Here is a 22,631-nt window from a genome sequence, read left to right as displayed (position 1 = left end):
CTGCGTTTGGCCCCATGTCGTCGCCGCTTATCTGATGGGCGCTGTCCGCAGGAAAAGATAAAGCGGCAGGCCACAGCTCACCCCAATACAGAACGTGGCGGGAATGGCAATCAGGCTGAGGAAATTGCGCCGCACGGCGACCTCGCCAATGATCCAGATGGTCAAAGTGACGGCAGCGATGGTCAGGTCCCAGACCAGCCCGCTGGCGGCGGCATTCGCGTGCCATGCCTCGACCATGGCGCTCAGGCTCCAGCCTTCGGCGTTGAACCATGTGACGAAGTAATACATCGGATGGATCGTGCCCCAGACCGCGAGGGCGAGGTAGAGCATCCGCAAAAGCGACATCAGAAACTCTTGACCACGCCGACGGTGGCATAGCCCGACAGGCTGATCCCCGGCTCGGTCGGCGGTGTGGGTGCGGCCTGCCGTGGGGCGGACTGCGGCGGGGTGCAAGCGGCCAAGGCAAGCGCCCCGGCCACCAGTGTGATCTGCAAAAGCGGCCTCACGACCCGGCCCCGAGCGAGACGGAGAACGGCCCGCGGCGCAGCCCCACCGCTGTGCCTACCGAGACGCCCGACGAGGACATGGTGATGCTGCTGCTCGCCGTGGGCCGCACCGGTTCGCCATCCGCGCCACAGGCGGCAAGGCTCAACAGGGAAAGGGCCGCAAGGAGGCGTTTCACTTCAGGATTTCCTTCCAACGTGCGATTTGGGCACGCACCTGCGCGGGCGCGGTGCCGCCATAGGACATGCGCGAGTTTACCGAATTCTCGACGCCAAGCACATCGAAAACGTCCTTGGTGATCTCGGCATGGACCGATTGCATCTGCTCCAGCGTCAGGTCCGGCAGATCGCAGCCCTGCGCCTCGGCCATGGCCACCAGCGTGCCGGTCACGTGATGCGCGTCGCGGAACGGCAGGTTCGGCACGCGCACCAGCCAGTCGGCAAGATCGGTGGCGGTGGAGAAACCCGAGCCCGCGGCAGCGGCGAGGTTCTCGCGCTCGGCGGTCATGTCGCCCACCATCCCGGTCATCGCGGCCAGCGCCAGCATCAGGTTGTCGGCAGCGTCAAAGACCTGCTCTTTGTCCTCTTGCATGTCCTTGGAATAGGCCAGCGGCAGCCCCTTCATCACCATCATCAGCGCGGTGTTGGCGCCAAAGATGCGGCCCACTTTGGCGCGGATAAGCTCGGCAGCGTCGGGGTTTTTCTTTTGCGGCATGATGCTGGAGCCGGTCGAAAAACGATCCGACAGCGCCACGAAACGGAACTGCGCGGAGGACCAGATCACCAGCTCCTCGGCGAAGCGCGACAGATGCATGGCGCAGATGCTGGCGGCTGACATGAATTCCAGCGCGAAGTCGCGGTCGCTCACCGCGTCGAGGGAGTTCGCGGCGGGGCGGTCGAAACCAAGCGCCTCTGCCGTCATCTCGCGGTCGATCGGGAAGGAGGTGCCCGCCAATGCGGCGGCCCCCAGCGGGCATTCGTTCATCCGCTTGCGCGCATCGCGGATGCGCGACAGGTCACGGCCAAACATCTCGACATAGGCCATCATGTGGTGGCCCCATGTCACGGGCTGCGCGGTTTGCAGATGCGTAAAGCCCGGCATGACCCAATCGGCCCCCGCTTCGGCCTGAGACAAAAGCGCGCGGATCAGGGCCTGCAGCCCCTCGTCGGCGGCGTCCAATTGGTCGCGCACCCAGAGTTTGAAATCGGTCGCGACTTGGTCATTACGGCTGCGGCCCGTGTGCAGGCGGCCTGCGGGCTCTCCGATCAGGTCTTTCAGCCGTGCCTCCACGTTCATGTGGATGTCTTCGAGGGCTGCGGAGAATTCGAACCGGCCCTCGTCGATCTCTGACAAGATTGTGAGAAGCCCTTCCCGTATCGCGTCGGCGTCGTTATCAGTCAGGATGCCTGTGGCTGCCAGCATGGCGGCATGGGCACGCGACCCTTTGATGTCTTGCGCGGCCATCCGTTTGTCGAACCCGATCGAGGCGTTGATCGCCTCCATGATCGCATCCGGTCCGGCGGCGAAACGCCCGCCCCACATTTTGTTCGAGGTCGTGTCGGTCATGTTGAATACCCTTGGAGGGACGTATGAAAAATCTTGTGCTCGGCCTCGTTTATACGCTGCTTGTCGCAGGTGCAAACCCCGCCCTTGCCGGAACGGCTGACATCGCGGGGCTGCGCGAAGGGGACATGAAGAAACTCGTGATCCATGACGCGCCGCAGGCGGCCTCTGACGTGACCTTTGAGCGTGAGGACGATGGCGAGGCGATGTCGCTGGCGGATTACGAAGGCAAGATCGTGCTGGTGAACTTCTGGGCCACATGGTGCGCGCCCTGCCGCAAGGAGATGCCACAGTTGAACGCCCTGCAAAAGGAATTCGGCGGCGATGATTTTCAGGTGCTAACCATCGCCACGGGGCGCAACTCTGAGGAAGGGATCAAACGGTTCTTCGAGGAAGCGGGTGTCGACAGCCTGCCCCGTCACCAAGACCCGAAGCAAAAGCTCGCCAGCCAGATGGGCGTGTTCGGCCTGCCGATCAGCGTGATCCTAGACCGTGAAGGGCGCGAGATTGCCCGGTTGCAGGGCGATGCGAAATGGGATTCCGACAGCGCACGGGCGATCATCGCGGCCCTGATCGAAGAAGGCGCCGAGAGTTAAGCGCCTCTCGAACGGTCGGGCGCCCGTGCCCGGCTGTCACGCCACATGCCGCAGGATCGCCGCCTCCGAAGTGCTGAGATTGCGCCGCGCGAAACCGCCATAGCTGTGCGGATCCGTCTCAAGCTGCGGATATGCGGCCAGCAGCCGCGCCCGGTCCTGCGCGCCAAGGCTGGTCAGCGGGGCGGAGGCGGGATGAAAGCTTTCCGTCTCGACCCCATTGGCCCACATCACCTGATGTTCGGCCAGCAACACATGGACATAGGTCACCTCGCGCAGGGACATATCGCTGGCCACGCTGTGGCCGTTGATCAGGTCCTTGGCGGCGACCAGCACTTCGTCACAGTTGAACAGATCACGGGCCTGAGCGCCTTGCAGCACGATCCGGTGATCGGGGGAGACCAGCAGCGGGGCGTCGGGCTGGGCAATCCCCAAGGCTCCGGGGCGGAAGCGCACGGGGCGCAGATGCGGCATGGCATGTAGCCGCGCGCCGGTCATCCGGCGGCTGCCGATCCACTCCAGCGGCTGCGCGCCATTGTCCTTCGTCTGGATCAGATCGCCCTCGCGCAACTCTTCGATCAGGGCGCTGCCCTTGGGGGTCCGGATGCGGGTGCCGGGGGTGAAACAGATCACCCCGCCGCCCTCGGGCCGGTCATCGCGCGCCGGGGTCAGGGTGCTGTGCATCACCCAAAGCTCGCTGTTGCGCGGGGGCATTTCATCGACGAACATCAGCAGCGGCATCCGCCCCGGGCCTGCGTCAATCAGGGTGACGGTATAGGTCCGCGCGCCATTGGTGACCATGAAGCTGTCGTCGGGCAGCGGGGCCGTGCCCAGATCGCGCCGCGGTGCGGGCGGCAGTATGCCCCCCTCCTCAAGCGCGGCCCCGATCAGGCGCTGCACCTTGCGGGCCGCGCGTTTGCGCAGCCGCTCTGCCCCGTCCGCCATATCCAGCCGCAGCACATCATTCGGCCCATCCACCCGGATGGTATCCCCGCGCCACGCCCAGGCCGAGCCCAGTTCGAGCGACTGCACCGGCGCGGCCTCCAGACCGTCGATCTCTGTTTGCGACCAGCTGATGACAAACGTGCCCCGAAAGCCCGTTTTCATAACTGCTCTGCCTGCCTCGTTTATTATTGCCAGCAGCCTAGCAAAGCCGGGGACCGCGCGAAAGATGGCGCGAATGTGGCAGCGCAACCTGTTGCAAATTGATCTTTGCCCCTGCTGCACCGGCGAAGCGCCGCGAAACGCTTGTAAATTGTCAGCGTCTTGGTAACGTCAGAGGGGTCAAACACCCGGAGGCACCGCATGTCGGAAGAAGTACCCCCCACCCCGTCACGCCGCATCGTCTCTTCACGTCACTTGGCCGAGGGCGATGGCTGGGAGGCCTCCGAACTCGAATACGGCATGATCATCGCCTATAACGCCTTCACCCGCTGGATGTCGCGTTGCATGGCGGCGGCGGGCAATGGCGATCTGACGCCGCTGGAAATCCTCGTGCTGCACAACGCCAACCACCGGGGCCGGGAGAAGCGGCTGACGGATATCTGCTTCCTGCTCAACATCGAAGACACGCATACGGTGAACTACGCCCTTCGCAAGCTGGTCAAGGCCGAATTGCTGAGCGCAGAGAAACGCGGCAAGGAGGTGTTCTATCGCACCTCGCCTGCGGGCGCCGAGCTATGCGAAGCCTATCGCGCGATCCGTCAGGCGTGTTTTCTGGATGGCTTGCCGCGCACCGATATCTCGGGCGAGGAACTGCGCAAGATTGCGGCGCAGCTTCGGGCGATGTCGGGTCAATATGACCAAGCGAGCCGCGCGGCGGCCTCGCTGTAGAGCGCGGGCGCGAGGGCTGCCCCCCGCGCCAGCAATAGCTTAGATCAGCGCGGCAATGGCGCGCGCAGTGTCGTTCATGCGGTTCGAGAAACCCCATTCATTGTCATACCAGCTGACCACGCGGATCATGCCGCCATCGGTCACCCGCGTCTGATCGGGCGCGAGGGTCGAGGAATGCGGATCGTGGTTGAAATCGGTCGAGACCAGCGGCGCGGGCTCATAGGCCAACACGCCTTTCAACGCGCCATCGGCCGCCTCTTGCATGGCCGCGTTCACCGCCTCTGCCGTGGCCGGTTTCTTGGGCATGATGCACAGATCCACGAGCGAGACATTGGCCGTCGGCACCCGCACGGCAGAGCCTTCGAGCACGCCTTTCAGATGGGGGATCACCTCGGAAATCGCGGCGGCGGCGCCGGTCGAGGTGGGCACCATCGACAGGGCGGCGGCGCGGCCACGATACGGGTCGCGGTGCGGGCTGTCGTGGGTCGGCTGGTCGCCGGTATAGGCGTGGATCGTGGTCATATAGCCGGTTTCGATCCCGAAAGTATCGTCGAGCACCTTGGCCACGGGGGCGAGGCAGTTGGTGGTGCAGGACGCGTTGGAGACGATCACGTCTTCGCCGGTCAACTCGTCATGGTTGACGCCGTAGACCACGGTGCGGTCTACCCCCTTGCCGGGGGCCGAGATTAACACGCGTTTGCTGCCATTCTCCAGATGTTTCGCCGCCGCGTCGCGGGCGGTGAAGAAACCGGTGCATTCATAGGCCACATCGACGTCGCCCCAAGGCAGCTTCGCCGGATCACGCTCTGCCGTCATGCGGATGGACTGGCCCGCCACATGCAGGGTGCCGTCTTTCAATTCCGCATCCACCGGCAGGCGGCCATGGACGGAATCGTACTTCAGCAGGTGCAGCAGGTTTTCGGCATCGGTCAGGTCGTTGATGGCAACGACTTCGATCCCGTCAAAGCCGTTCTCGATCAGCGCGCGCAGCACGCAGCGTCCGATGCGGCCAAAGCCGTTGATGGCGATTTTCGTGGTCATGGTGAGTCCTCCGGTGGCCCGGTTTCGGGCGGATTGGCGCGGTTAGCGCTAACATAGCACTGGGTGTGACGGAGTTCAATTGGCCAGAAGTAGGAAATCGGCACCCGGGTTCAAGGCGCCGATTTTGGGCCTGTTTTCAGCCCGGTTTTACGAATGCGCGCTATGGCGGCGGCGCACGCTGTCGGGCCGCCCCGGCAGGCTGAGCCGCGCGTCGTTGCGCGCCTGTTGTGAGATCACGCGGCCCTTGGCCACAACGCAGAGCCGGTCGGGCCGCAGGCGCAACGCCTCGATCGGGTTGCCCGCGTCCAGTACCACCAGCGAGGCGGTCGCGCCGACGCGCAGCCCGTAGTCCTGCAAGCCGAGGATCCGCGCGTTCACATTCGTCACCATGTCAAAGCAGCGGCGCATCTCCTCGGGCGAGGTCATCTGCGCCACATGCAGCCCCATGAAGGCCACGTCGAGCATGTCGCCCGTGCCCATGGAATACCACGGGTCCATCACACAGTCCTGCCCCCAGCCGACGTCGATGCCCATGGCCTGCATCTCTTTCACGCGCGTCAGGCCGCGGCGTTTCGGGAAGCTATCGTGGCGGCCCTGCAGGGTGATGTTAATGAGCGGGTTCGGGATCGCGGCGACCTCTGCCTCGGCTATCAGCGGCAGCAGTTTCGAGACGTAGTAATTGTCCATCGAATGCATCGACGTGAGGTGAGAACCAGCCACCCTGCCCTGCAACCCGAGGCGTTGGGTCTCATAGGCCAGCGTCTCGATGTGGCGCGAATGGGGGTCGTCGGTCTCATCGCAATGCAGGTCGACCATGAGGCCGCGTTCGGCGGCGAGTTCGCATAGGGCAGTGACGGAGCGGGCGCCGTCGGCCATGGTGCGTTCGAAATGCGGGATGCCGCCCACCACATCGACACCCATGTCGAGGGCGCGAATGGTGTTCTCATGCGCCGTGGGGTCGCGGTAGAGCCCGTCTTGCGGGAAGGCGACGAGTTGCAGGTCGATGTAGTCCTTCACCGTCTCGCGCACGTCGAGCAGGGCTTCGACGCCCAGAAGCCGGTCGTCGCAGGTGTCGACATGGCTGCGGATCGCCAGAAGCCCCAACGAGGCGGCCCAATCGCAATATTCCAGCGCGCGGGCTTTGACCTCGTCCTGGGTCATCACTTCCTTGAGTTCGCCCCAGAGGCCGATGCCTTCCAGAAGCGTGCCCGAGGCGTTGATCCGCGGGGTGCCGTAGCTGAGCGTGGCGTCCATGTGGAAATGCGGGTCGACGAAGGGCGGGCTGACGAGGTCGCCGCTGGCGTCGATGGTGTCGCGGGCCTCGGCGGTGGAGAGGTCTTCGATGGCGGCGATGCGGTCGCCCTTGATGCCGATGTCGGTGGCGCGGCCGTCGGGGAGCGTGCCGCCTTTGATGATGAGGTCGAACATGGGTTGGTCCTTGTGACTGCGGGGCTGAATACCACGAAGGGCAGTCCCCGGCCGCGGGTGGGGGGTGAAAGCCCCCGCCCGGGGGGGCGGCCGGGGGCTGCCCGGCCTGCGGCCGGACGGAAGGGTTGAGAGGGAGCGCTGCGTTCAGCGCTCACCCTTGTTGAACGGCACCATCAGCGCCGCTGGCACCTGCGCGCGGCGCGACATGACGACAAGCGCGAGGATCGACAGGATATAAGGCGCCATGAGGAAAATCTGATAGGGAATGTCGGCCCCAAGCGGCGTCTGCTGCACCCGGATCTGCAGTGCGTCGAAGGCGGCGAAGAGCACCGCGCCCAGAAGCGTCTTGCCCGGCTTCCACGAGCCGAAGACCACCAGCGCGATGCAGATCCAGCCGCGGCCGTTGACCATCTCGAAGAAGAACGAGTTGAAGGCCGACATGGTCAGGAAGGCCCCGCCCACGGCCATCAGCCCGCTGCCAACCATGACCGCGCCGATGCGGATTGCCGAGACGCTGAGCCCCTGCGCCTCCACCGCCGCCGGATTCTCGCCCGCCGCGCGCAGGGCGAGGCCCATGGGCGTGCGGTAAAGCACCAGCGTGACCACCAGCACCAGCACGAAGGCCAGATAGGTCAGCGGGGTCTGGTTGAAGAGCGCGGGACCGATCACCGGGATCTCGGACAGGAGCGGGATCTCCAGCGGCTGGAAGGCCTCGATCTTGGGCGGCGAAGTGACCTCGGGCAGCGCCAGACGGTAGCAATAGTAGGTGAGCGATGTCGCCAACAGCGTGATTCCAAGGCCGACGACATGCTGGCTGAGGCCAAAGGGCACGGTGAGCACGCCGTGCACCAGCCCGAAGGCCATGCCCGAGAGCATCGCCACCGCCACGCCGAACCACAGCCCGCCGCCGAGATAGACGGTAAGCCAGCCGGCAAAGGCGCCGACGACCATGATGCCTTCGATACCAAGGTTCAGAACCCCTGCCCGCTCGCAGATCAACTCGCCCAAGGCGGCGAAGATCAGCGGCGAGGCGATGCGGATCGCGGCGGTCCAAAAGCTCGCCTGAAGGAGAATGTCGAAAATATCCATCAGTCGCGCCTCACCCGGAATTTCGTGAGCATGATCGCCAGCACCATCGCCAGCAGCGCCAGCGCCAGCATGATGTCGGCGAGATATGTCGGCACGCCCGCGGCGCGGCTCATGCTGTCGGCACCCACGAAGATGCCGGCGACGAAGAGCGCCGCCACCACCACGCCCAAGGGGTTCAAAAGCGCCAACATGGCGACGATGATCCCGGTGTAGCCAAAGCCCGGCGAGATATCCAAGGTGAGGTTGCCCTTGAGTCCCGCCACCTCGGAAAAGCCTGCCAGTGCGGCAAGGCCGCCCGACAAGAGCGCCGTCTTGATCAGCACGGCGTTCACCGGGATGCCCGCGAAACGCGCCGCCGCGGGGTTCAGACCCACCGCGCGCATCTCGTAGCCCAGCGTGCTGCGGCGCTGGATCACCCAGACCACCAGCGCCGAGATCAGCGCGAGGCCAAAGCCCCAGTGCAGCCGCAGCCCCTCGGCGATGCGCGGCAGACGCGCCTCCCCGATCAGCCGGGCGGACTTGGGCCAGCCGAGACCCATCGGGTCTTTCAGCGGCCCTTCGAGTAGCATGGAGACCCAGAGCAGCACGACGAAATTCAAAAGCAGCGTGGTGACGACCTCATCGACGCCGAAGCGGGTCTTGAGGAAGGTCGGCACCAGCAGTACCACGGCCCCGGCGAGCATGGCGGCGACGGCAATCGTCGGCAGCAGCGCGAAGCTGGGCCATGCCAGCGCGCCGGTGCCCAGCACCACGGTGACGACCGCGCCCATGTAAAGCTGCGCCTCGGCGCCGATGTTCCACAGTTTCGCGCGGAAGGCGACGGCGACGGCGAGGCCGGTGAAGATCAGCGGCGTGGCGCGGTTAAGCGTCTCCAACAACGCGAATTTCGAGCCGAAGGCGCCCTTGACGATCAGGCCCAGCACCGAAAACGGCTGCGCGCCCGCGACCATCGCCAGCAGAGAGGCGACGACCACGGTGGCGAAAAGCGCCAGCGCGGGCAGGCCCAGTGAGCGGGTCCACGTGGGGTTGGCGACGGGTTCAAGCCGCATGAGAGGTCTCCTCGAATCCATCGCCCGCCATCCAGACGCCCAATTCGGCAGGGGTAAGCGCGCCGCGGGCGAAGGGGGGCGAAAGGCGGCCTTCGGAGATCACGTGGATCACGTCCGACAGCGCCGTGACCTCGTCGAGGTCTTCGGAAATCAGCAGCACCGCCGCCCCGCGGTCGCGGGCGGCCAAGAGTTGTTCGTGCACGTAGGTGAGCGCCCCGATGTCGAGGCCGCGCACCGGTTGGTTGGCCAGCACCACCGAAGGCGCGGTTTCCAGCACCCGGCCCAAGATCAGCTTTTGCATGTTGCCGCCTGAGAGCAGCCGAATGCGCGTTTCGGGATCGGGGCAGCGCACGTCGTATCCCTTGATGATCTTGGCCGCGAAATCGCGCGCGGCGCGCCAGTTCATCCAGCCGTGGCGGGAAAACCCGGGGCGGGAATAGAGCTCGAGCACCGCGTTCTCGGTGAGATCGAAATCGGCGATGGTGCCGGTCTTATGGCGGTCTTCGGGAATGCGGGCGATGCCCGCGCCGATGGCGGCATGGGGCGACCAGCCGCGCGGCGCGGCGCCTTTCACGTGGAACGTGCCGGAGGCAGGGCGAATGAGGCCGCCGATGAGGTCAGCAAGCGCCGTCTGCCCGTTGCCGGACACCCCGGCGAGGCCGGTGATCTGGCCCGCGCGCAGTTCCAGATCGACATTCTTCAGCCCCGGCGCGCTGCCGACGTCGGGCGTGGAGACACCCTGAAGCGTCACCAGCGCGGCACCGGGATCGGCGCGGCGCACCACGGGGGCGGCGACTTCGGAGCCCACCATCATCTGCGCCATGGCGGCGCGGTCGGTCTCGGCGGTCTTGGCCTCGGCCACCAACTTGCCGTGACGCAGCACCACGACGCGCGAGGAGATCGCCATGACCTCATGCAGCTTGTGGGAAATGAAAATGACCGAGAGGCCAAGGGCGACCGCTTTTCGCATGGTGGCAAAGAGGTCCTCGGTTTCCTGCGGGGTCAGCACCGCCGTGGGTTCGTCGAGGATCAGGATACGCGCCTCGCGGTAGAGGGCTTTCAGGATCTCGACCCGCTGCCGTTCGCCGACGCTGAGGCTGCCGACTTGGGCGTCGGGATCGACCCTGAGACCGTAGTCCTCCATCAACGCCACGATCCGCTGCCGCGCCTGCGCACGGCCAAAGCCGGGTCGCCAGATCGAGCGGGTGCCAAGCACGATGTTCTCCAGAACGGACATGTTGTCGGCCAGCGTGAAATGCTGGTGCACCATGCCGACACCGGCGGCCAGCGCGGCGCGGGGGTTACCGGCGGGCAGACGCTCGCCAAAAACCTCCACATGGCCCTCGTCGGGCGTGTAGTGGCCGAAGAGGATGTTCATCAGCGTGGTCTTGCCCGCGCCGTTTTCGCCCAACAGGGCAATGACTTCGCCCTGCCGCAGATCGAAGGAGATCGCGTCATTGGCGGTGAGTTTGCCAAATCGTTTGGTAATGCCATCGAGGCGCAGGACCACCTGCGCCTCGGGGTTTTGATCGGTCATTTAGTTGGACTTCGGCTCTTCGTCGTTGATCTCGACCGTGAAGGACCCGTCGCGGATCGCCTTCTCGCGCTCCTCGATGAGGTCCATCGCCTCTTGCGGGACCTTGCCCTCAAAGGTGCCCAGAGGCGCGAGCGAGGAACCACCCTCGGCCATGAAGGAATAGCGGCCGTAGTCGTCGGCCTTGAACTCGCCCGCTTTGACGGCGGCGATGGCGGCATCGAGCGTCGGCTCGAAATGCCACAGGGCGGAGGCGACGACGGTCTCGGGGTATTCGGCTTGCGTATCGATCACGTTGCCGATCGCCAGAACACCCTTCTCCTGCGCCGCGTCCGAGACGCCGAAACGCTCGGCATAGAGCACGTCGGCCCCCTGCTCGACCATAGCGAAGGCGGTTTCCTTGGCTTTGGGCGGATCGAACCAAGAGCCGATGAAGCTGACTTGGAACTTGATATCGGGGTTCATCTCGGCAGCGCCAGCCATGAAAGCATGCATCAGGCGGTTCACTTCCGGGATCGGGAAGCCGCCGACCATGCCGATGTTGCCGCTCTCGGTCATCGACCCTGCTACGATGCCCGAAAGGTAGGCCGCGTCTTGAATGTAATTGTCGAAGACCGCGAAATTCGGCAGCGCATCGTCCTGCTTGAAGCTGGAGCCCATGAGGAAGGCAACCTCGGGGTAATCGGCGGCGACCTCGCGGGCCTCGGCCTCGGCGCCGAAGACCTCGCCCACGATCAACTGGTTGCCGGCCTCGGCATATTCACGCAGCACGCGGGCGTAATCGGTGTTTGAGACATTCTCGGTGAAGGTATACTCGATGTCGCCACGTTCCTGTGCCGCCTCGGCAGCCTTGTGGATACGGCTGACCCATTGCTGTTCCACCGGCACGGTGTAGACGCCCGCAACCTTGATCGGCTCGGCGGCCAGCGCGCCCTGCGGCAAAAGGCTGGCACCCGCCAGCATGGCCGCCGTACCCAATAGGAAGCGGCGTGTGAAATTGCGTTGTGTCATTTTTATCCCCCGTTGGTTAGGTATTTTACCGTTTGATAAAATATTTTACCTGTCAAGCTTCTCCTGACCCTAGGTCAGCCCAAGCTTTTCCGAATAGGCGCCTTGTGCTGATTAATGTGGCAGTCAGCAGGCGAAGCGGTAAATAGGGTCGACCCCAAGGATCGGATTCTACGATGAGCCATGTATTGCACCGTAACCTGCGCGCCACGCAACCTGTGATCGTACGCGGAGAAGGAAATTTCCTTATTGATGACAAGGGGAAGCGCTATCTGGACGCCTGTGGCGGTGCGGCTGTATCAAGCCTTGGGCATGACAATGCCGCCGTGCGCGCCGCCGTCGCCGCGCAGATGGACAAGCTTGTCTTTGCCCATACTGGCCTTTTCACCAACGCCCCGGCAGAGGCACTGGCCGACCATCTCATCGCCCGCGCGCCCGAGGGTACGGGCGAAGGCCGGGTCATGTATCTGGGCAGCGGGTCCGAAGCGATGGAGGCGGCGCTGAAGCTCGCCCGGCAGTACCATCTGGAGCGCGGCGACACGGCGCGCGCCAAGATCATCGCGCGCAAGCCCAGCTATCACGGCAATACGCTGGGGGCCTTGGCCGTGGGCGGTCATGCCGGGCGCCGCAAACCCTTTGCCCCGATGTTGATGGAGGTCGAGCATATCGACGCCGCCTATGCCTACCGCCTGCAACGCGAGGGCGAGAGCGCGGCGGATTTCGCGCGGCGGCTGGCGGATCAGTTGGAGGCGCGGATTGTTGAGCTGGGGCCGGAGACGGTGGCCGCCTTCGTGGCCGAGCCGGTGGTCGGCGCCTCGCTCGGCTCCCAGCCCGCGCCTGCGGGATATTTCAAACATGTGCGTGAGATTTGTGATCGGTACGGCGTGCTGCTCATCGCTGATGAGGTGATGTGCGGCATGGGGCGGACGGGCAGCCTTTTCGCGTTGGAGCAGGAAGGCATTTGCGCCGATATCACCACCATGGCCAAGGGCCTCGGCGCGGGCTACCAGCCGATCGCGGCGGTGATGGCGCGGCAAAGCGTGATCGAGGCGATCATGGCGGGCAGCGGCAACCTGTGGAACGGGCACACCTATATGTCCCATGCGGTGGCCACGGCGGGCGCGCTGGCGGTGCTGCAAGAGGTCGAGAGCCGCGATTTGCTGAGCGCGGTGCGCACCCGGGGGCAGCAGTTGGAAACCGCGCTGCGCGACCGCTTCGGCCAGCATGCCCATGTCGGTGACATTCGCGGGCGCGGGCTGTTCTGGTCCATCGAACTGGTGGCCGACTGCGACAGCAAGACGCCCTTCGACGTCAGCCGCAACCTTGCGGGCAAGATCCAGCGCGCGGCGATGGAGGCAGGGATGATCTGCTACCCTTCGCAGGGCTGCGCCGATGGCACGGCGGGGGATCACGTTCTGCTGGCTCCGGCCTTTACCTCTCCACCCGAGGAAATCGAGATGACGGTCGAGATGCTGGGCACGGCGGTCGATGGGGTGATCGCGGAGGGCTGAGCCCTCCGCCTGCCCGTTACCGGCCCTTGATCTGGATCGAGAAGTTGCGCCGTGCCCCGGCGGGCGGGCGCGGGAAAGGGGCGGCCTTGCGAATGATGCCAAGCGCCGCCTGATCCAGCGCCGCCGACCCGGAACTGCGGGCCACGCGAACCCCTGCCAACTGCCCGCCCCCACCGATGGAAAAGGCGATCACAGCCGTCCCGCGGGAGCGGACGCGCGGCTTGCCGACGCGGGCGATGCGGCTCATCACCTTGCCGGGATAGTTGCTGGCCGCCGCATTGCCCGCAGGCGCGGCGGCACGTTGGCGGCTGCCCGATTGCGCGGCATTGCCCGCGCGGCTGGCGGTCTGCGCGCCCTTGGTGTTGTTGCGCTTCGCATTGCCGCGCGTGGTCTGTTTGGGCTTGGGTTTCGGCTGCGGCTTGGGCTTGGCCTTCTTGGCGGCCTCGGCGGCGCGTTCGGGGTCGCGGCGCTGCGGGCGCTGCGACAGGCGCGGCGCGTCATCCTCGGCCTCGGCGGTGAGGGTTTCGACCGGCGGCACCGGGGCGGCAGCCGTAATGGTTGGCGTGGCCTCAGTCGTCTCGGGCGGGGTTTCGACCGGGGTCAGGGCGGGCAAGACCGGCGTCTCTGTCGGCGCGGCGGCGGGCGGGGCCACGGGCATCGGCTCGGCCTCAACCGTCTGCACCGGCTCTGCGACGGGCGCAGGCGTGGGGGTGAGCGTGGGCTCGGGCGCGGGGGTCGGCGGCAGGGCCTCTGCGGTCTCCAGCGGTTCGGGTCCGGGGGTTGGGGTGATCTCTTCCACCGGTTCGGCATCCAATGTGCCGACCGCCATATCCTCGAACCGCGTGCCAAGCTGGGCCGCGGCGGGCGCGCCGCCGCCTGCGATCTTGGCGCTGTCGTCGATCTGGGCGAGTTGCGACACGCCCACGACGAGGCTGGCCGCGACGCCGATGGAAAGTGTTTTGACGAGACCGGAACGGGGGATCATTGCAGCGCCCTTTCGGTGACAAGCATGACGCGCGCGGCCCCTGCCCCGCGCAGCTCGCGAGTCAGTTCGACAAGGCGGCGGGCGGGCAGCGCACGGTCGGGGAGGAGCCGCACGGTGTCGCGCTCTTCTTCGGGCAGCGCGTCGATGAAATCGACCACGCTGGCGCGGTCTTGGCCTGCGTAGGTCATGCGGCCATCGGCATGGACCACCAGCGCATTGGGCGGGGCGCGGCCCTCAAGCTCGCGGGTTTCGACGAGGTTGAGATCGGAATCGAGCGGCTGCGACAGGGTGCCTGCGACCATGAAGAAGACCAGCATCAGAAAGACGATGTTGATCAGCGCGATGGTCGGTTCGCGTTGCGGTTTGGCCTTGGCGATGGGTCGCATGGTCAGCCCTCCAGAACCGAGACGCTGAGCCCCGGCAGGGCGCGCAGCGCGATGAGCAGATCGGCCAGCGCCTGCGCCTCGACCTGGGCCCCGAGCGAGACCAAAAGCGGGGTGCCCTCCTCGGCCTCGGCCAAGGGGCTGGCGGTCAACGCGTCAAGCGCCAGCGCATCGCCGTTGAGGCGCAGCCCCTCGGTGGTCAGTTGCAGGAAATAGGGTTTCGCCCCCGCCTCGGCCCCTGCCCCGGATGTCGCTGCGGCCAATTCGATCTCGGCAAATTTTGAGAAGGTCGAGGTCAGCATGAAAAACAACAACAGCAGAAAGATCACGTCGATCAGGGAGGTCATGGAGAGGCGGTTGCGCCGCCGGCGTGGCCTAGCCATGGGCTGGCCGGGGCGCGGCGGCGGCAAAGGGCGTGGCGGCGGGCGCAGCGGCGGGGGCCGCGTTCTGGCCCGGGTGCAGCACGGTGAGGATCGCCTTATCGGCGATGACGCGCTCGTTCTCCATGCGTTGCTCAAGCCAGCTGAGCACCAGCGCGGTCGGCATGGCCACGACAAGCCCGACGGCAGTGGTCAGAAGCGCCACCCAGATGCCACCGGCGAGGATCGACGGGTCCACCTGAGAGCCCGCATCCTGCAAGGCGCGGAAGGCTTCGATCATGCCCAGAACCGTGCCGAAGAGACCCAAGAGCGGGGCAAGCTGCGCCACGGAATCAAGCAGGCGGAAGCCGCGCTCTAGCTTGGCAAAACGCATCTCGGCCTCGGCCTGCAAGCGAGAGGCACCCGCCTCAGGCGCGGACATGGCCAATTCGATCACCGGGGCGAGGTAGCTTTTCGACCGGCCCAGCGCCGCGCGGGCGGCGGCGGCATCGCCACGCTCCCATGCGTTGACCGCTTCGGACAGCGCCCGGTGGCGGCCCACGGCGGCGGCGCGGAACTGCCAAGTCTTATAAAGCGCGACCGCAAGGGTCAGCACGGCCACGGCCATCAGGATCACCACCACCGGGCCACCGGTTTCGGCAATGCCCCGCAGCGGGGTCAGCAGCGCGTCAAGTTGATCCATCAGCCCAGCACCTCGATCTCGGTCCGGGTCGCCGGGGCCAGCGCGCTTTCGCAGGTGCCCGCCTCGATCCCCGCGCCGTCACAGCTTTGCGCGCCATTAAAGAGGATGCGGCCAAGGTTTTCGCAGGTGATCTGCGGCACCACGAATTGACGCACGCGCGGGCGGCCAACGGGCAGTTCGCCGAAATCGAAGAGCGTTAGCCGGTTCACGGTGCCTTCGCGGTCGAACAGCACCGTTTCATAGACCGCCTTGTCGAGCGGGGCGGAAAGCTCGTTGGTGATGAGGAAGGTCAGCTTGCAATTGGCTTCCGTGGTGTCGGCGGCGTTCAGTTCGACCTTGAGCGCGGGCGAGGCGCTGGCCGGGGTTGCAGCGGGCGTCTCGGCGGCGGCGCCTTCGGCGATGGTCAGGGACAGGGCCGCGAGGAACGCGGAACGAAAATGCGGCATGGGGGTGGCTCCCGATGGGTTTGTCTTTGATCACGGCGCAGGTCTGGGGCGCCTGCCACAGCTGGGCAGAATCGTCGCAGCACCTCTTGCGCCAAGCGGAATTTCTGCCAGCTGCCTAGCAAAACCGGGCGGCGGTGACAATCCTGACTTTAATACTCGGATTATATCTGCGCAGCGCGGCCCGTTCTGCTAAGCGGGGAACAGTTGCGCCGGGTTGGGGTTGGGCCGCTGAAACCACCACGCGCGGGCGACTGCATCCGCGCAGAGAAGGAGGCCAGAATGACCGACGACAGCCAAAAGATCGCGACCATCGACCCTGCCCATAACGTGGCCCTGTTCACGCCGGACGCAAAAGGGCTGGAGCAGGCGGCCTCGGCCGGGATGAAAACACTGGTGAACTTCCGTGCCTCGGATGAGAAAGGCGGCCTCTCCCCCGATGCAGAGCGGCTGGTGGCCGAGAAGCTGGGGTTGAACTACCTGCACCATCCGGTGACGCCGGACAGCCTCGGACCCGAGACGGTGGATGAATTCCGCCAATCACTAGACGACTTGCCCCAGCCGGTGTTTCTGCACTGCGCGTCGGGCAAACGTGCAGGGGCGATGACCTTGATGGCGCTCGCGGCGGATAAGGGTTGGGACGGTGACACGGCCCTGCAGGAGGGCAAGGCCCGCGGCATCGACCTGACCGAAGAGAAGATCGGTCAGTTGGTTAAATCCTACGCAGATAGCAAAGCGTAAGAGAAGCGCCCGGTTTTGCTGGGCGTTTTACTTTTGCGCGCAGTAGAGGCCATGCAGCGTTTCCAGAACGGCCACGGCTTCCTGCCCCTTGACGCGGTAAAAGATCGTCTGCCCCGCCCGGCGGCTGTCGACCAGACCGGCGTCCTTCAACTTTTTCAACTGCTGCGACATGGTGGATTGCGACAGACCGCAGGCCTGCGCCAAATCCCCGACCGAGCGTTCCCCACTGATCAGACGGCACAGGATCTGCAACCGCGCTTCTGAGGCAAGCATCGTCATAAGCGCCGCAGCCCCGGCGATATCGCCATCCAGAAAGTCGTCCGTGTTTTTCATATTAGCATCATTGAATATTATGATGACGTAATATATACTGATTTAAAGTCTGACACAAGGCAGCCGCTTGGCGGGCCGTAAGGAGTTGAGAGATGGAAACCGAATTCACACCATGGCTGTCGCTGAGCGGCGGCGCGATGATCGGGGCCTCGGCGGTGCTGTTGATGGCCACGAACGGCCGCATCGCGGGGATCAGCGGGCTGACCTCTCGGCTTTTCGCGCGTGACAGCGACGGCGAAGCGCGGGGCGTGTCGTTTTTCTTCGTATTGGGGCTTTTGCTCGCGGCGCCGCTTTGGTTGATTACCTCGGGTGGCTGGCCGCAGCAATGGGTGCCTTCGAACCCCGTCCTGATGGCCGTGGCCGGGCTGCTCGTCGGCTTTGGCGCGACCTATGGCAACGGCTGCACCTCGGGCCACGGCGTCTGCGGGATCAGCCGAGGCTCGGCGCGGTCGATCGTGGCGACGGTGACCTTCATGGCGACGGCATTCGTGACCGTCTTTGTCATGCGCCATGTGATCGGAGGGTGACATGAAACAGTTCTTTGCCCTGCTCTCCGGCCTTTTGTTCGGCATAGGCCTGATCGTTTCCGGCATGGCCGACCCGGCCAAAGTGCTGAACTTCCTCGATGTTTTTGGCACATGGGATCCCAGCCTTGCCTTTGTCATGGGCGGCGCCATCGCGGTGACGGCACCGGGGTTCGCATGGCTGTTCCGCTGCCGTCAGACCCCCTATTTCGACCATAAATTCCGCCTTCCCACCCGCAACGACCTTGAGCCGAAACTGCTAACCGGCGCCGCGATTTTCGGCATCGGCTGGGGCTTGGGCGGCTTTTGCCCCGGCCCGGCATTGACCGCCCTGCCCATCGCGGCCAGCGGCACCTTGATCTTTGTCCCCTTCATGCTGGGCGGCATGTGGGTCGCCCGGCACAGCCCTAATTTGACCTCTAAATCCAAGAAAGGACCAGCCAGATGAGCGACCCTCTCAATTCACCCGTCGTGCGCCACTCCCCTTCGACCGGAGCAGGCAGCCCCGATGTCTGGGGCATCTATGAGCCTGACACCGGCTCGATCCAGTACATCTGTGCCGATCCGGCGACAAAGAAGGCCGCGTTGATCGACGTGGTGTGGAACTTCGACCCGAAGAACTACAAGTTCACGACCGAAAGCATGGATCAGGTGCTTGATCTGGTTAAGGAAAATGGCCTCACCGTGGAATGGGTGCTGGATACCCACCCCCATGCGGATCACGTCATGGCCTCGGCCCAGTTGAAAGAGCGTACGGGCGCGCCCAACGCTATTGGCGCGCTGGTGCCTGAGATCGCCAAGATTTGGGCCGATCTTTACAACATGCCCGATGCCTTTGACCCGGATCGCGATTTTGATCACCTGTTTCAGGAGGGCGAGACCTTCAAGATCGGCGAGCTTGACGCCAAGGTGATGCTGTCGCCCGGGCATACGCTGGGGTCGATCACCTATGTCTGTGGCGATGCGGCCTTCGTGCATGACACGCTGATGCAGCCCGACGCGGGCACCTCGCGGTCGGATTTCCCCGGCGGCACGACTGAGGAGTTGTGGGACTCGATCCAAGACATCCTCGCCCTGCCCGGCGACACGCGGCTTTACATCGGCCATGACTACGGCACCGATGAGCGCGATGAGCCCCGGTGGGAGGCCACGGTGGACGAGCACCGCGCCCATAACATCCACGTCAAGGATGGCACCAAGCGCGAGGACTACATCGAGCGCCGCCAGAAACGCGACGCGACCCTGTCGCTGCCCAACCGCATCCTCGCCGCATTGCAGATCAACCTGCGCGGCGGCCGACTGCCCCCGGCGGAGGATGATGGCCATCACTACCTGAAACTGCCCGTAAACCGTTTCGATTGAGCCAACCGGGCGGCCCCTTGGGGCCGCCCCTATCTGACGGATCGCCGCCCATGCCTCTCCCTTCGCTTTCGCACTACCTGCCGATCCTCGACTGGGGGCGGCGCTATGACCGCGGCCAGTTCACCGGGGATATGATCGCGGCGGTGATCGTGACGATCATGCTGATCCCGCAATCGCTGGCCTATGCGCTTTTGGCGGGGATGCCGCCCGAGGCCGGGATCTATGCCTCCATCGCGCCCATCGTGCTCTACGCCATCTTTGGCACCAGCCGCGCGCTGGCGGTGGGGCCGGTGGCCGTGGTCTCGCTGATGACGGCGGCGGCAGTGGGCGAGATCGCGCAGAGCGGCACGGCGGGCTATGTCACGGCGGCGCTGACGCTGGCCTTTCTGTCGGGTGCGATGCTGCTGGCGCTTGGGCTGTTTCGGCTGGGGTTTCTGGCGAATTTCCTGTCGCACCCGGTGATCGCGGGCTTCATCACCGCCTCCGGCATCCTGATCGCCGCCAGCCAGTTGCGGCATATTCTGGGGATCGAGGCCGAGGGGCATACCCTGCCGCAGATCCTGTCGAGCCTCTGGGCGCATCTGGGGGAGGTCAATGTCATCACCCTCGGCTTGGGCTTGGCCGCCACGGCCTTCCTGTTCTGGGTGCGCGGCGGACTGAAACCGCTGCTGCGGCGCATGGGGCTGGGGCCGCAGATGGCGGATATCGGGGCCAAAACCGGGCCGGTGCTGGCGATCTTGGCCACGACGCTGGCGGTCTGGGGCTTCGATCTGGGTGCGCGGGGTGTTGCGATCGTGGGGGAAGTGCCGCAGAGCCTGCCGCCGCTCACCCTGCCCTCCTTCTCCCCCGACCTGCTGGCGCAACTCTTCGTCCCGGCGCTGCTGATCTCGGTCATCGGCTTTGTCGAGAGCATCAGCGTGGCGCAGACCTTGGCCGCAAAGAAACGCCAGCGGATCGACCCGGATCAGGAGTTGATCGGCCTCGGCAGCGCCAACCTTGGCGCGGCCTTTACCGGCGGCTTTCCGGTCACCGGGGGCTTCTCGCGCTCGGTGGTGAACTTCGACGCGGGCGCCGAGACCCCTGCCGCAGGCGCTTTCACTGCCGCCGGGCTGGCGCTGGCGGCGCTTTTTCTGACGCCGCTCATCCACTACCTGCCCAAAGCCACGCTGGCCGCCACGATCATCGTCGCGGTGCTGAGCCTCGTCGACTTCTCAATCCTGAAACGCGCTTGGGCCTTCAGCCACGCCGATTTCGCCGCCGTCAGCGTGACGATCCTGCTGACGCTGATCTTCGGCGTCGAAGCCGGGGTGAGCGCGGGCGTCGTGACTTCGATCCTCGTGCATCTTTACAAGACCTCCCGCCCGCATATGGCCGTGGTGGGCCGGGTGCCGGGGACCGAGCATTTCCGCAATGTGCTGCGGCATGAGGTTGAGACCCAGCCACACGTGCTGAGCCTGCGGGTGGACGAAAGCCTCTATTTTCCCAATGCGCGGTTCTTGGAGGATCAGCTGGCGCAATATGCCGCCGATAAGCCTGACCTCACGGATGTGGTGCTGATGTTCCCCGCGGTGAATGAAATCGACCTCTCGGCGCTGGAATCGCTCGAAGCGATCAACACGCGGCTGCGGGATGCCGATATTCGCCTGCACTTGAGCGAGGTGAAAGGCCCGGTGATGGACCGGCTGAAACGCAGTCATTTCCTTGACGAGCTGACCGGGGAGGTCTTTCTCAGCCAGCATGAGGCGGCCTGCGCGCTGGCCAAATCCCGGCGGTGAGGCCACCGTGCGAATTTTCGGGAACCGCGCCGCCCGCTGCGCGTTTGCCTGCCATGAATAAGACATTTGCCCGCGCCGCCGCCCTCTCCGCCAGTATTTTCGCCACCACTGCCAGCGCCGAAGAGGTCGGCAAGGTGGATGTGGATTGGCTGGGCAATGACATCATTGTCGAAGCCGTGGCCGACCCCAAGGTGAAGGGCGTGACCTGCCATCTGGCCTTTTTCGAACGCGGGCTGATCGACCGGCTGCAAAAGGGCAATTGGTTCGAAGACCCGTCGAACTCTTCGATCTCCTGCCGCCAGACCGGCCCGATTGAGATTGGTGACATTGACCGTGGCGACGAAGGTGAGAATGTCTTTAGCGAGCGCCGCTCGATCATCTTCAAGACCCTGAAGGTCAAGCGTATTTTCGACGAAGAGAACAACACGCTGATCTACATCAGCCACAGTCAACGGGTGCAGGACGGTTCGGCCAAGATGTCGATGTCGACGGTGCCTTTGTACCAGCCCGGTCAGTAAAGCCAGCCGCGTCAATTTCTTAGGCAAAGCCTTGCCATAGGGGCGATCCCGCCTTGTCGGGCGACCTGCCTGCGATATGCTGTGCAAAAGGCAAGAACGCAGCGACAGGCAGGTTTTATGAGACATTCACGCAGAACATTCGCATTCGGCCTTGCCGCATTGGGGCTGACCTCGGCCTGTTCGACCGGGGGCGGCGCGCTTGGCCCCGCGGCGGCGGCGGGGGTGCCGGACGATCTGCGCCCCGTGCCCAACGCGGGCTATGACGCATGGGTCGCGGCTTTCAAAAACCGTGCCACTGCACAGGGGATTTCGGCCAGCACTTTGGCCCGCGGGTTCCGCGGCACGGGCTATTTGCCCGGCGTGGTCAAGCGGGACCGCAACCAGACGGAATTCAGCCGCAGTCTGGAAGACTACCTTGCCATCGCGGCCTCGGACGAGCGTGTTTCCAAGGGGCGCGCCGCCTTCGCACGGCACCGCAGCACCCTAAGCGCGATCGAAAACCGCTACGGCGTCGCGGCAGAGATCGTCGCGGCGGTCTGGGGGCTGGAGAGCTTCTTTGGCGAACGGCGTGGCAATGTGCCTGTCGTCTCAGCCACCTCGACATTGGCCTATGATGGTCGGCGCGGGGCGTTCTTTGAAAAGCAGTTGATCGCGGCGCTGAAGATCCTGCAAAACGGCGACATCACTGCCGACCGGCTGACCGGGTCTTGGGCCGGGGCAATGGGGCATACGCAGTTCATCCCCACCTCTTACCAAGCCTTCGCGGTGGATTTCACCGGCGACGGGCGGCGCGATATCTGGTCGGAAGACCCCAGCGATGCGCTGGCCTCCACCGCCGCATATCTGTCGCGCAACGGCTGGACGCGGGGGCTGAAATGGGGCGGTGAGTTGGGCAGTCTTCCCGCCAGCGCGGGGTCGGTGATCCAGCCGCAGGCGGGCGGGCCGCAGTTCGTGGTGACCAGCAACTTCCGCGCGTTGAAACGCTACAACAACTCCGACAGCTATGCGATTGGCGTGGGCCATCTGGCGGATCGCATCGCGGGCGGCGGGCCGCTGCGCGGCAGCTTCCCGCCCGATGCTAATGGGCTGACCAAGGACGACCGGATCGCGTTGCAGCAACGGCTGACCGCGCGGGGGTTCGATACCGATGGCGCGGATGGGGTGATCGGGCCGAACAGCCGCAAGGCGATCAGCGCCTATCAGGCCAGCGCGGGCCTGCCCGCGACGGGTGAACCTTCGGTCGAGTTGCTGCGCCGGTTGCAGTAGGCGACGTAGGTCGGCCTTTCCCACCCTCCACGCTGGGGGTGGCGGCGAGGCAATCGGGGCGAGATTTTTTTATACCACGAAGGGCA

The 22,631-nt window shown here is 65.1% G+C and carries 27 protein-coding genes; 10 read left to right on the top strand and 17 right to left on the bottom strand.

The window, feature by feature from the left end; genetic code table 11:
* Positions 1 to 27: 27 nt before the first annotated feature.
* From ACGYLO_RS09420 to argH, 4 genes are read right to left on the bottom strand one after another with little or no spacing between them, the layout of a single operon-like run.
* Complete coding sequence (locus ACGYLO_RS09420; protein ID WP_271689322.1) at positions 28 to 345, bottom strand: DUF2834 domain-containing protein; 318 nt, start codon at positions 343 to 345, stop codon at positions 28 to 30.
* Positions 345 to 494 carry a hypothetical protein gene (locus tag ACGYLO_RS09415; protein ID WP_271691999.1) on the bottom strand — a complete coding sequence of 50 codons (150 nt, stop codon included), beginning with the start codon at positions 492 to 494 and terminating at the stop codon, positions 345 to 347. The genes ACGYLO_RS09420 and ACGYLO_RS09415 overlap by 1 nt, the downstream gene beginning before the upstream one ends.
* An 8-nt stretch (positions 495 to 502) precedes the next feature.
* The gene (locus ACGYLO_RS09410) at positions 503 to 682 is read right to left on the bottom strand and encodes a hypothetical protein (protein ID WP_271689320.1); all 180 of its coding nucleotides are present in this window, start codon (positions 680 to 682) and stop codon (positions 503 to 505) included.
* Complete coding sequence (gene argH / locus ACGYLO_RS09405) at positions 679 to 2,070, bottom strand: argininosuccinate lyase (protein ID WP_271689319.1); 1,392 nt, start codon at positions 2,068 to 2,070, stop codon at positions 679 to 681. Before argH ends, ACGYLO_RS09410 begins: the two co-directional genes overlap by 4 nt.
* Before the next feature lie 23 nt (positions 2,071 to 2,093).
* On the opposite strand from argH, the gene ACGYLO_RS09400 reads away from it, so the two are divergent.
* Positions 2,094 to 2,663, top strand: coding sequence for a TlpA family protein disulfide reductase (locus tag ACGYLO_RS09400; protein ID WP_271689318.1), 570 nt, complete (start codon positions 2,094 to 2,096; stop codon positions 2,661 to 2,663).
* 36 nt (positions 2,664 to 2,699) lie between these two features.
* Here ACGYLO_RS09400 and ACGYLO_RS09395 read toward each other — a convergent pair whose 3' ends face one another.
* The gene (locus ACGYLO_RS09395; protein WP_271689317.1) at positions 2,700 to 3,767 is read right to left on the bottom strand and encodes a Hint domain-containing protein; all 1,068 of its coding nucleotides are present in this window, start codon (positions 3,765 to 3,767) and stop codon (positions 2,700 to 2,702) included.
* 198 nt (positions 3,768 to 3,965) lie between these two features.
* Between ACGYLO_RS09395 and ACGYLO_RS09390 the strand changes: the two genes are divergently transcribed.
* Entirely contained in the window at positions 3,966 to 4,493 is a 528-nt protein-coding gene (locus ACGYLO_RS09390) for a winged helix DNA-binding protein (protein WP_067262160.1), read from the top strand.
* Between the two features lie 39 nt (positions 4,494 to 4,532).
* On the opposite strand, the gene gap is transcribed toward ACGYLO_RS09390, so the two are convergent.
* The 6 genes from gap to ACGYLO_RS09360 form a co-directional block, all read right to left on the bottom strand.
* Complete coding sequence (gap, locus tag ACGYLO_RS09385; RefSeq protein ID WP_271689316.1) at positions 4,533 to 5,534, bottom strand: type I glyceraldehyde-3-phosphate dehydrogenase; 1,002 nt, start codon at positions 5,532 to 5,534, stop codon at positions 4,533 to 4,535.
* Positions 5,535 to 5,681: 147 nt separating this feature from the next.
* Entirely contained in the window at positions 5,682 to 6,962 is a 1,281-nt protein-coding gene (locus tag ACGYLO_RS09380) for an amidohydrolase family protein (RefSeq protein WP_271689315.1), read from the bottom strand.
* Between the two features lie 144 nt (positions 6,963 to 7,106).
* The gene (locus ACGYLO_RS09375; protein ID WP_271689314.1) at positions 7,107 to 8,051 is read right to left on the bottom strand and encodes an ABC transporter permease; all 945 of its coding nucleotides are present in this window, start codon (positions 8,049 to 8,051) and stop codon (positions 7,107 to 7,109) included.
* The gene (locus tag ACGYLO_RS09370) at positions 8,051 to 9,100 is read right to left on the bottom strand and encodes an ABC transporter permease (RefSeq protein WP_271689313.1); all 1,050 of its coding nucleotides are present in this window, start codon (positions 9,098 to 9,100) and stop codon (positions 8,051 to 8,053) included. Before ACGYLO_RS09370 ends, ACGYLO_RS09375 begins: the two co-directional genes overlap by 1 nt.
* Positions 9,090 to 10,637 carry an ABC transporter ATP-binding protein gene (locus tag ACGYLO_RS09365; RefSeq protein WP_271689312.1) on the bottom strand — a complete coding sequence of 516 codons (1,548 nt, stop codon included), beginning with the start codon at positions 10,635 to 10,637 and terminating at the stop codon, positions 9,090 to 9,092. Before ACGYLO_RS09365 ends, ACGYLO_RS09370 begins: the two co-directional genes overlap by 11 nt.
* Positions 10,638 to 11,645, bottom strand: a complete 1,008-nt coding sequence (locus ACGYLO_RS09360; RefSeq protein WP_271689311.1) for a BMP family protein — start codon at positions 11,643 to 11,645, stop codon at positions 10,638 to 10,640.
* 173 nt (positions 11,646 to 11,818) lie between these two features.
* On the opposite strand from ACGYLO_RS09360, the gene ACGYLO_RS09355 reads away from it, so the two are divergent.
* Positions 11,819 to 13,153 (top strand): aspartate aminotransferase family protein, encoded by a 1,335-nt coding sequence (locus ACGYLO_RS09355; protein ID WP_271689310.1) that lies wholly within the window; start codon positions 11,819 to 11,821, stop codon positions 13,151 to 13,153.
* Positions 13,154 to 13,169: 16 nt separating this feature from the next.
* Here ACGYLO_RS09355 and ACGYLO_RS09350 read toward each other — a convergent pair whose 3' ends face one another.
* Genes ACGYLO_RS09350 through ACGYLO_RS09330 form a run of 5 tightly spaced genes read right to left on the bottom strand, consistent with a single transcriptional unit; the run spans position 13,170 to position 16,029 of the window.
* On the bottom strand, positions 13,170 to 14,138 hold the full coding sequence (locus ACGYLO_RS09350; protein ID WP_271689309.1) for a TonB family protein: 969 nt from the start codon (positions 14,136 to 14,138) through the stop codon (positions 13,170 to 13,172).
* Positions 14,135 to 14,524, bottom strand: coding sequence for a biopolymer transporter ExbD (locus ACGYLO_RS09345; RefSeq protein ID WP_209217482.1), 390 nt, complete (start codon positions 14,522 to 14,524; stop codon positions 14,135 to 14,137). The genes ACGYLO_RS09350 and ACGYLO_RS09345 overlap by 4 nt, the downstream gene beginning before the upstream one ends.
* A gap of 2 nt (positions 14,525 to 14,526) precedes the next feature.
* Positions 14,527 to 14,904, bottom strand: a complete 378-nt coding sequence (locus tag ACGYLO_RS09340; protein WP_276154465.1) for a biopolymer transporter ExbD — start codon at positions 14,902 to 14,904, stop codon at positions 14,527 to 14,529.
* The gene (locus tag ACGYLO_RS09335) at positions 14,897 to 15,583 is read right to left on the bottom strand and encodes a MotA/TolQ/ExbB proton channel family protein (protein ID WP_067264877.1); all 687 of its coding nucleotides are present in this window, start codon (positions 15,581 to 15,583) and stop codon (positions 14,897 to 14,899) included. Before ACGYLO_RS09335 ends, ACGYLO_RS09340 begins: the two co-directional genes overlap by 8 nt.
* Positions 15,583 to 16,029, bottom strand: a complete 447-nt coding sequence (locus ACGYLO_RS09330; protein ID WP_271689308.1) for a hypothetical protein — start codon at positions 16,027 to 16,029, stop codon at positions 15,583 to 15,585. Before ACGYLO_RS09330 ends, ACGYLO_RS09335 begins: the two co-directional genes overlap by 1 nt.
* Before the next feature lie 279 nt (positions 16,030 to 16,308).
* Between ACGYLO_RS09330 and ACGYLO_RS09325 the strand changes: the two genes are divergently transcribed.
* On the top strand, positions 16,309 to 16,767 hold the full coding sequence (locus tag ACGYLO_RS09325) for a beta-lactamase hydrolase domain-containing protein (RefSeq protein ID WP_271689307.1): 459 nt from the start codon (positions 16,309 to 16,311) through the stop codon (positions 16,765 to 16,767).
* A 27-nt stretch (positions 16,768 to 16,794) separates the two neighbouring features.
* Here ACGYLO_RS09325 and ACGYLO_RS09320 read toward each other — a convergent pair whose 3' ends face one another.
* Positions 16,795 to 17,100 carry a metalloregulator ArsR/SmtB family transcription factor gene (locus ACGYLO_RS09320; protein ID WP_271689306.1) on the bottom strand — a complete coding sequence of 102 codons (306 nt, stop codon included), beginning with the start codon at positions 17,098 to 17,100 and terminating at the stop codon, positions 16,795 to 16,797.
* A 92-nt stretch (positions 17,101 to 17,192) separates the two neighbouring features.
* Here ACGYLO_RS09320 and ACGYLO_RS09315 point away from each other — a divergent pair, with 92 nt between their 5' ends.
* The 6 genes from ACGYLO_RS09315 (at position 17,193) to ACGYLO_RS09290 (ending at position 22,545) form a co-directional block, all read left to right on the top strand.
* Complete coding sequence (locus ACGYLO_RS09315; protein WP_271689305.1) at positions 17,193 to 17,627, top strand: YeeE/YedE family protein; 435 nt, start codon at positions 17,193 to 17,195, stop codon at positions 17,625 to 17,627.
* A gap of 1 nt (position 17,628) precedes the next feature.
* On the top strand, positions 17,629 to 18,072 hold the full coding sequence (locus ACGYLO_RS09310; protein WP_271689304.1) for a YeeE/YedE family protein: 444 nt from the start codon (positions 17,629 to 17,631) through the stop codon (positions 18,070 to 18,072).
* The gene (locus ACGYLO_RS09305) at positions 18,069 to 18,986 is read left to right on the top strand and encodes an MBL fold metallo-hydrolase (protein WP_271689303.1); all 918 of its coding nucleotides are present in this window, start codon (positions 18,069 to 18,071) and stop codon (positions 18,984 to 18,986) included. Before ACGYLO_RS09310 ends, ACGYLO_RS09305 begins: the two co-directional genes overlap by 4 nt.
* Positions 18,987 to 19,036: 50 nt before the next feature.
* Positions 19,037 to 20,761 (top strand): SulP family inorganic anion transporter, encoded by a 1,725-nt coding sequence (locus ACGYLO_RS09300; RefSeq protein ID WP_276154464.1) that lies wholly within the window; start codon positions 19,037 to 19,039, stop codon positions 20,759 to 20,761.
* 53 nt (positions 20,762 to 20,814) lie between these two features.
* Positions 20,815 to 21,279, top strand: coding sequence for a CreA family protein (locus ACGYLO_RS09295; RefSeq protein WP_271689301.1), 465 nt, complete (start codon positions 20,815 to 20,817; stop codon positions 21,277 to 21,279).
* A 117-nt stretch (positions 21,280 to 21,396) separates the two neighbouring features.
* Entirely contained in the window at positions 21,397 to 22,545 is a 1,149-nt protein-coding gene (locus tag ACGYLO_RS09290; RefSeq protein WP_271689300.1) for a lytic murein transglycosylase, read from the top strand.
* The last annotated feature ends 86 nt before the right edge of the window (positions 22,546 to 22,631 follow it).

The organism is Sulfitobacter sp. 1A13353 (assembly GCF_043557255.1).
GTDB lineage: Bacteria > Pseudomonadota > Alphaproteobacteria > Rhodobacterales > Rhodobacteraceae > Sulfitobacter > Sulfitobacter faviae.
Note: the sequence above shows the minus strand (reverse complement) of the source record. Positions and strands in the feature narration are given on the sequence as shown.